10 protein-coding genes and 1 pseudogene are annotated in these 7,585 nt (G+C 63.9%); 7 read left to right on the top strand and 4 right to left on the bottom strand.

Translation table 11 applies throughout. The features are described from left to right. Window positions 1–470 precede the first annotated feature (470 nt). The 5 genes and pseudogenes from QP415_RS10520 to QP415_RS13775 form a co-directional block, all read left to right on the top strand. Window positions 471–869 carry a hypothetical protein gene (locus QP415_RS10520; RefSeq protein WP_285099995.1) on the top strand — a complete coding sequence of 133 codons (399 nt, stop codon included), beginning with the start codon at window positions 471–473 and terminating at the stop codon, window positions 867–869. A gap of 174 nt (window positions 870–1,043) precedes the next feature. Beyond that, window positions 1,044–1,409, top strand: a complete 366-nt coding sequence (locus QP415_RS10515) for a hypothetical protein (protein WP_285099994.1) — start codon at window positions 1,044–1,046, stop codon at window positions 1,407–1,409. A gap of 183 nt (window positions 1,410–1,592) precedes the next feature. Continuing rightward, the gene (locus QP415_RS10510; protein WP_285099992.1) at window positions 1,593–2,168 is read left to right on the top strand and encodes a hypothetical protein; all 576 of its coding nucleotides are present in this window, start codon (window positions 1,593–1,595) and stop codon (window positions 2,166–2,168) included. Between the two features lie 63 nt (window positions 2,169–2,231). Next, window positions 2,232–3,158, top strand: coding sequence for a helix-turn-helix domain-containing protein (locus QP415_RS10505; RefSeq protein WP_285099991.1), 927 nt, complete (start codon window positions 2,232–2,234; stop codon window positions 3,156–3,158). Window positions 3,159–3,361: 203 nt separating this feature from the next. Further along, a pseudogene (locus QP415_RS13775) lies at window positions 3,362–3,475 on the top strand (IS30 family transposase); the annotation flags it as partial. 72 nt (window positions 3,476–3,547) lie between these two features. Here the strand turns inward: QP415_RS13775 and QP415_RS10500 are convergent. Beyond that, window positions 3,548–3,880 (bottom strand): hypothetical protein, encoded by a 333-nt coding sequence (locus QP415_RS10500; protein WP_285099990.1) that lies wholly within the window; start codon window positions 3,878–3,880, stop codon window positions 3,548–3,550. Window positions 3,881–4,083: 203 nt separating this feature from the next. On the opposite strand from QP415_RS10500, the gene QP415_RS10495 reads away from it, so the two are divergent. Next, window positions 4,084–4,650, top strand: coding sequence for a recombinase family protein (locus QP415_RS10495; RefSeq protein WP_285099989.1), 567 nt, complete (start codon window positions 4,084–4,086; stop codon window positions 4,648–4,650). A 59-nt stretch (window positions 4,651–4,709) separates the two neighbouring features. Here the strand turns inward: QP415_RS10495 and QP415_RS13365 are convergent, their stop codons facing one another. Genes QP415_RS13365 through QP415_RS10480 form a run of 3 tightly spaced genes read right to left on the bottom strand, consistent with a single transcriptional unit; the run spans window position 4,710 to window position 6,784 of the window. Then, window positions 4,710–5,054 (bottom strand): hypothetical protein, encoded by a 345-nt coding sequence (locus tag QP415_RS13365; RefSeq protein ID WP_285099988.1) that lies wholly within the window; start codon window positions 5,052–5,054, stop codon window positions 4,710–4,712. Continuing rightward, on the bottom strand, window positions 5,051–5,914 hold the full coding sequence (locus QP415_RS10485) for a ParA family protein (protein WP_285099987.1): 864 nt from the start codon (window positions 5,912–5,914) through the stop codon (window positions 5,051–5,053). The genes QP415_RS13365 and QP415_RS10485 overlap by 4 nt, the downstream gene beginning before the upstream one ends. Before the next feature lie 36 nt (window positions 5,915–5,950). Continuing rightward, window positions 5,951–6,784 (bottom strand): tyrosine-type recombinase/integrase, encoded by an 834-nt coding sequence (locus QP415_RS10480; protein WP_285099985.1) that lies wholly within the window; start codon window positions 6,782–6,784, stop codon window positions 5,951–5,953. A 324-nt stretch (window positions 6,785–7,108) separates the two neighbouring features. On the opposite strand from QP415_RS10480, the gene QP415_RS10475 reads away from it, so the two are divergent. Beyond that, the coding region (locus tag QP415_RS10475) for a variant leucine-rich repeat-containing protein (RefSeq protein WP_442953479.1) at window positions 7,109–7,585 on the top strand (477 nt) is incomplete at its 3' end.

Genomic DNA, 7,585 nt, shown 5'->3' with positions numbered 1-7,585 from the left:
GGGGGGGTGTCCTGCCCGCCCACAATGGGCACGCCACGCGATCGAGCGCGGACGCGGGCCCGACCACAGCATCGGGGCGCGATCAGTCGCGCCCCGGCTATGGACGGCCCCGCTCACGAAAGTCGGGCTGGGCAGGCACCGGCCCCGTGCCGGGGCCGGACGCTTCGCGGCCGTGGCAAAGACTGTGTGTGCGCGCCCCGTCGAGGGGCGCACACACACGGGTGGCTGGGTTAACCCCCTGTCTGGGTGCGCCCATTGTGGGCGCGTCGCACTCGCGCGTCAACTGAGCCCTTGCCCTGTCGCGTCCCCTTGCCCACAGCGGCTTGCGCCGCCATGCGCAAGGACACGCGCCACGCCTGCGGGACATTTCAGTTGACCCACGGCGCGCCACGCCCCACCTAGGGAGCACCCCAGACAGGGGGAAGGCGGCACCAAACCTACCGCCAAACGCTCACCGAAAGGAAAGAACAATGAGCACCGCAATCGTATCCGCAGAACACATCAACGTCATCCTCGAAGCAGCCACACGAGAAGCCGACGAAGAAGGGTTCGAGTGGTTCGCGCAGGGCAAGTGGTGGACATTCACCCGCAACAACCGCGACCGCATCGGACAACTCATGCTCGACGCCAACCTCGACGCCTACGGACGCCGCTACCTCGACGCGACCGAGATCTACGTCTACTCCTACTCGATCCCCGTCCGCGTCTACAAACCGATCGAAATCCTCAAAGCAATCGACGGCTACGAATACCAATGCGACGTCGACGCCAGCTGGGACACCCACCCGATCCACCTCATGATGCAAAAACTCCGCAAGAGCGTCATCACCCGCATCGACGGATACGACGACGCCGAATGGCTCATCTAACCCCGGCCACCCCCACCCCACACGGGGTGGGGGACGCCCCCCGGGCAACCTCAGCACACCCCAGGGAGGTGTCCTGCCACACGGCAGGACACCGGTCAGGTCAGGTGGACGCAAACGTGCACGCTCTCAGCTATCCTCACCGCACATGCAGTTCATCAAGCAAGGACGCCAAGAATGAGCACCCACCGTAAGCCCGCCGCCGTCCCTATACGCCGCGCCGCACCCGCCCTCATCCCCGCCGCCGTCGCAGGATGGGTGACCCTACCCGAAATGCGCCCCATCATCACGCTCACCACCGCCGTCATAGCGGCCGTGAGCATCTACGCATGGACACAGACACGCCCCTGGGCACCGCGAGCCCGCACCGCCGCCCACGCACTCGGTCGCACGCTCGGATGGACGCTCACCATGACCGGGAAGATCGCCCACATCATCGGCCGCATCCTATGCGCCGTACTCTGGGCGCTCGGATTCCTCGCGTTCCTGTCCATCGTCGGATACGCGCTCGAACTCGGAGGAAACCAGCAACGCCACCATTAACAGCACATACAGCAATAGCAGCAAATACAGCAATAGCGAGCAGTAGTCACGCGCAAAACGTTGCAATTGCAAGGCTTTTTAGCTCTTTAACGCTTGCTTCAAGGGATGTTTTTTGCTACAATAAGTACTACGAGGCAAGGGAAAAGCCCACCGCCCGAACAGCCCAAGGAAGGGGTTTCTGTCATGAACACTGACATCATCATTTCTGAGACTGATTTCGGCAAGATCGCCGTATCCAGCCCGTTCAATCCCGATTTTGTCAAGGGCGCAAAGCGCCTGGGCGGCAAATGGAGCGGCGACACGAAGGCATGGCTGTTCGACGCGCGCGACCGGGGACGCGTCGAGGATTTGCTTGCCACTTGCTACGGCTACAGTGTGGCACCCTCCGGTGAGCTGGCCACGGTGCGTATCGTCCTTGACGAGGACAACGCCGGGAGCAACGAGGTGTTTTTCGTGGGCCGGTGCATTTGCTGGCGCCGGGGACGGGACTTGCCGGTCAAGCTCGCTGAGGGTGTTGTCGTCATCGACGGTGAATTTCCTGCCAGCGCCGGTTCGATGCGCTACCCGGCCGTCATTCGAGGCAGCCGGACAGTCACCATCGAGGTGCGCGACGTGCCCGTCGAGGCACTAGCCGCCGAAAAGGAACTGCGCTTCGAGCGCATCGACGCCGACACGCAGGCGCAGCGTGAAGCCCTCAGTGCCGAGCGCGAGCGCTTGATCGCCCGCCTGGCCGAGATCGACGAAGCCCTCAACGACTGACCACCAGGCCCCGCCCCGTGCCGGGGCGGGGCCTCCCTCACTTGCGCAAGGAGACCCCTCATCATGGAACCCACCATCACTATCACCGACGAAATGGGCGCAGGCGGCATCGTGACCGTGACCCCCGAGGGCGTCCAGGACGTTCTCACCAGCTGGTTTGCCGAGGCGTATGCCGACGATCCGCAGATCGAGGCGTGCGTCGACACGGTTGTGGCATGGGCCGAAGCAGGCCGACACGCCATCGATGTGCACGGCATGGTTGAAGCCGAAGCCTATCTAGGCATCAACATCACGAAGGACGAACCGAAGCCGCCGCGCGAGCCGAACTTTCGCGGCGTCCTATCGCCCGACCTCGTTGAGCGGATCACGCGCGACAGCCTAGAGGCCGCCCTGACAGCAACAGGGAGCATCATCGGCACCGACGTCGAGGACGCTCGCCTGGCCTACATTCAAGCCACACAGGGGCGGCGTGCCATGCGCGAAGCCTACAAGGCCATGCAGGACGCTACCGAGGGCCGCGACCCCGCACACCGCGAGTTGAAGCGCCGTTTCATCGACGCCTGGGAGCACGCGCACGCCGACTGGCTAGAACGGCGCAAGCGCATCCTTTTAGCCGAGCTGCTACCCGGCCGCGTGATCGAAGCCCTGCGCACCGGCATGGGCTTATCCGTCGAGGAATGGGCCGCCGACCTAAACGTCAGCATATCGACGGCGCGAGACTGGGAAACGGATCGACGCCCCGCACCCGAGGGCGCATGCGCCGACATGTGGGAGATGTGGACAGCATGGCTGTCCCGCCAAGCAGTCGCCGTAGGCGTTCCCGGAGATCTCATCACGGAAAACGCCACTCAGCTACCGATTATCGTGCCAGCCACCACCAGCGTGCACGACATCAGGGCCCGCCTCATCCTCCTCGCAGGTCAGAGGGTCACCATCGACCCCGGCCCGGAAATTCAGCACGACTTCTCAGCAGAACCCGGCTACAACTGATAGCCACCAGGCCCCCGGCGCGCGAGCGCATAGGGCTCAGTGCTGCCCACCCTGAGAATCTGGCGCGGCTTGCTAGGGCTCGTGATCCCCAAGCCGCCGCCGACGCGCGGACTGCGGAGACTTTCAGGGCGATTAGTCGAGCTAATCGGGCGAGGCGCAATAGAAACAGCGATTCCGAGTAGCAGGCTTGCTCTTATTCATCGAAGCAGGTCCTGGACCGTGATGAGGTTCTTCGCCGCCGCGTGATCTCCGATTTCTCCCAGGGGCGCACGCCCCGCCAGATCAGCGGGCGCCTGAGCATGGAGGCATGTGGCACATTTTCTGAGAGTAGTCAAAGTGGCGCGGCCGGGAGTCAACACCCCCGGCCGCGCCGTCTTGACGTGTACCCCCTACGGCGTCGGCACAAGCAACGCGAACGCGATCCCCGCGCCAATCGAGATAGCAAACCGACTGACGAAGGTCTGCCACGATTCCTGTGTGAACATCACTCTCACGCCGATAACCAGGGCGAAGATGAAGCCCATGAGCATCATGCTTGACGCCAGGATCGAGCACAGCTCGCCATAGTTCACAGTGCCCGAGGCCGAGGCCACCACGACAGCGGCCAGCCCGAATAGGGCAAGGCCGCTAACAGCGACGCGCGCAGCCTGATGGAGGGCGAGGCGCAGAAACCTCAACAAGCCAGCAGCCCGCGTGCGAGCGGGCGAAATTATTGCGTCCATTGATCCCGTTTCCTTCCTTGGGTGAGGAACCTGTCAAACTCGATTGTACGGACGCCATGCACATTTGCGTCCCGGCTTAGAGGTGCCAGAACCGACCGATTTTGACGCCCTGCACCCGCGCGCGGCGATCACCGCGACACGCCGCGCCAAAAACCCCTGCCAAAACCTCTAGTGCACCAAAACGCGGCGCGTAGGATTTTGGCATGAGCCTCACCGGATATGCCCGTGTCAGCACCGACGATCAAGACCCCGCCGCGCAGATCGACGCACTCAGAGCCGCTGGGTGCGACCCTATTTTCGTAGAGCACGCCAGCGGAGCGACAATGCAGCGCCCTGAATGGCACGCCTGCAACCGCGGACTAGGGAGGGGAGACACCCTCGCGGTCGTTCGCATCGACCGCCTCGGGCGATCCCTCGCAGACCTCGTGAACACCCTTGACAACCTCGCAGCCCGAGGTGTTCATTTCCGCAGCCTCACGGAGGGGATCGACACCTCAACGTCGCTGGGGACGCTGTTTTACCAGATAGCAGGCGCGTTCGCGGAATATGAGCGCGCCCTCATCAGGGAGCGCACGTGCGCCGGCATCGACGCCGCGCGCGCCGCCGGCCGGCGGATCGGCCGGCCGCCGGCACTCACGAACGAACAGCGCGAATTTGCGCGCCGGCTGCGCTCGCAGGGCGAGGGTGTGGCCACAATCGCCCGACTGCTAGAGGTATCTCCATCAACGATTAGACGCGCGTTAGTAGGAATGGTGGAGCCTAAAGGGTGACCATAGGCCCCGCTATTCCTGCTTCCCTATGATCGAGTAAGGATCCTCAACTCACACCTCTACCTTGGCCCCCGTGGAATCTCGCCAGCATCAAGCGGCGCGAACGGCTCGCCGCCGTTGAACTCGGCCTCGGCACGCCGCAGGTGATCCTCCAAAGCCTCGATAATCCACGCGCTCATCGAGCGCGTACCCGTCGACGCGGCCGTCGACCACCAGGCCGCCCGCACCTGCCCAAGCAGCTCAGCATCCATGCGAATCGAGAGGCGGGCCGTTTCAGCAGCAGGAGGCGTCGGAGCAGCCGCGCGAACAGGAGCCGCAGCAGGGGGTGCCGGGGGAGGGGCGATCACCGACGCGACGCCGTTACTCAGTGCAGACTTGCGACGCTCAGGACGACGGACACTCACGGTTCCACCCCCTCGCCCATCGTCGCGAGCACGGACGCGAGATGCGCGTCGTACAGAGCGCATAGGTCGGCCGTGTTGCCAGCCCATTCATCGAGGCCGACACCGGCCTCGGCCGCGTCGGAGATTGCCACCATATCGGGCACAGGCGGATCCAAGAGCATGAGCCCACGCTCCCGGCACGCGGTCGACAGCTCATCCAACCAGTACGCACCCTGACGAGTGCGCCCCTTGTGCTGATTCACCAACACGCCAGCAACCCGCAACCCCGGGTTGTAGTAGGCGCGTGCCGCCTCAACAGCATCAAGCAAGTGCGCCAGCCCCGACGCCGAGTACAACCGCGATTGAGTCACGACAAGCACTCCATCAGCCACAGCCAAAGCGTTCGCCGTCAACGTATCAAGCGCAGGAGCGCAATCAATCAGGACAAGATCGAACACATCTTCCACGGTTTCGAGTTGCGCGGCCAAACGCCGCTCCCGACCAAACGCCACCGTCACGAGCTCATCACGCACGGTCGCCAGGGCATCCGCGCCTGAGGGGGCAAGATGCACCCGATCCCAATTCGTCGGGACAATGACATCCCCAAGGCCGCACTCCGATCTCGTGGACAGTGCATCAGCCATACCGGCCTGCTGTTCCTCCAACTCGGCTAACGAGTCCGAGAGATTGCCCTGAGGGTCTAAGTCGACCACCAGAACCCTCAGCCCGCGCAGGCTCGCCGCCCGCGCGAAATGGTACGTCGTGGTCGTCTTGCCAACGCCACCCTTCTGGTTTGTTACGGCGATAGTCAGCATCATAAGTCCTTTCATTGAAAACAGAAGAAAACGAGACATTTGCAGCGCCACCAGCAAATGCAGCATGTACAGCACCCACCCGGAGACAGGGCCGGGGCCTACTCACGTCTCACGGGTGAAATCGGCGGCCTCGATCGCGCGGCGCAAGGCATCCTCGGGAGGAGCCGCATAACGCTGCGTTGTCGCCACGCTCGCATGCCCCAACAGTCGTTGGACCGCCAGCAGATCCCGCTCAGCCGAATACGCGGAGGTCGCAAACCGATGTCGCAGCGTGTGGAGAGTCCACCCGTCTCGCAAGACGACGGCCGCGAGCTTCGAGACGTGTGCGCCCGACAGATGCCCGCCGTACTTCGACGGGAAGCACCAGCCGCCCCCACCGCTACATGCAGCGACCACAGCTCTTGCCAGCCAATCCGCGAGAGGCACCCGACGAACGCGCCCGCCCTTCCCCACGACCGTGAGGGATACGCCATTCCCGTCATCGAGGACATCCCGACCATGAACAGCGGCAATCTCCGAGGCCCGCAGACCCGCACATGCCCCCAGGCACAAGATGAGCCGGGTACGCCGATCAGCGGCCGAAACCGCTTCATGCAGTACATCGAGTGGCACCGGACGCGGAGCACCAGGACGCCTGGGGACCACGGGTAGCCACTCGGCAGGTGAACCACCCGTCGGATACAGCCACCGATAGAAGAGACGCAACGACTCGTAGTACCCATGCCGAGTCTCGGCAGCCCAACGCTGACGCCCCAGGTACCGCATGAGCATGTCCGTATCCACGTCGCGAGGTGACGCCGTGCCAAGGCCCCGAGCGACTTGCCGCACGTGCCTGATGCGCGTCTCGACCGTGCGCTCACTGCGGCCACCCGCTCGCAGATACAGTTCCCACCGATCCAGAGCAGCCGCCCACTCGTCCGGTACCGGCTTCGTCAAGATGTGATCTTTGTCCATATCCACCAAGGATGAGCGCCCGCGACGGCGCGAGCTCACGAACAAGCCCAAAACCTCGGAGGCCATACAGCAAATGCAGCATGTATAGCGCAACCAGCAAATACAGCACCGGCAGCCAATGCCCGGAGGTCGCAGGTTCAAATCCTGTCCCCGCTACCACCACAGACCCGGTCCCGTGAGGGGCCGGGTCTTTTGTTTGCCACCGGCATGTCAAAGGGTAAGCGCCTTGACTAATCCGCGTCTCGACGCGATAGTATTGGATGTTCGCCATCAGGAACTGCGCCTTCGGGTGCGAGAGGAATTGAGATGAGCACTATTGATCTGTCGCAGCTCACCGCTGCAGACATGAGCAATCCGGCGCTGACAGCACAGGATCTCGCCGATATCACCGCCGCTCGTGCGGATCTGCATCCGTATGTGGCGTCGCACCCGTCGCTGTACCCTGCGCTTGCCCAGTGGCTGGCTAACCGAGGTGTCGTTCCCGCGCAGCCCCCCGTGGCTCAGCCCGCTCCCACCTCCGCGCCCGTGCAGCCCTCCGACCCCTTCAGCCCGCAGGTCGCTGAGCCGACGGCGCAAAATGCTCCCGCTGGTGAGCCTGCGCCCGTGCAGGCTGAGCCGGTGCAGTCCGATGCGTGGGGTGCTCCTCAGGCCGAGGCTGCTCCCGTGGTTGAGGAGGCTCAGCCGGTCGTTGAGCCTGAGCCGGTTGTCGAGCCCGAGCCTGTGGTTGAGCCTGTGCAGTCCGATGCGTGGGGTGCTCCTCAGGCCGAGGCTGCTCCCGTGGTT

The sequence above is a fragment of the Pauljensenia sp. UMB3104 genome (assembly GCF_030217285.1).
Lineage (GTDB): Bacteria > Actinomycetota > Actinomycetes > Actinomycetales > Actinomycetaceae > Pauljensenia.
The sequence above is the reverse complement of the archived record's forward strand: the minus strand, read 5'-3'. Positions and strand labels throughout refer to the sequence as shown.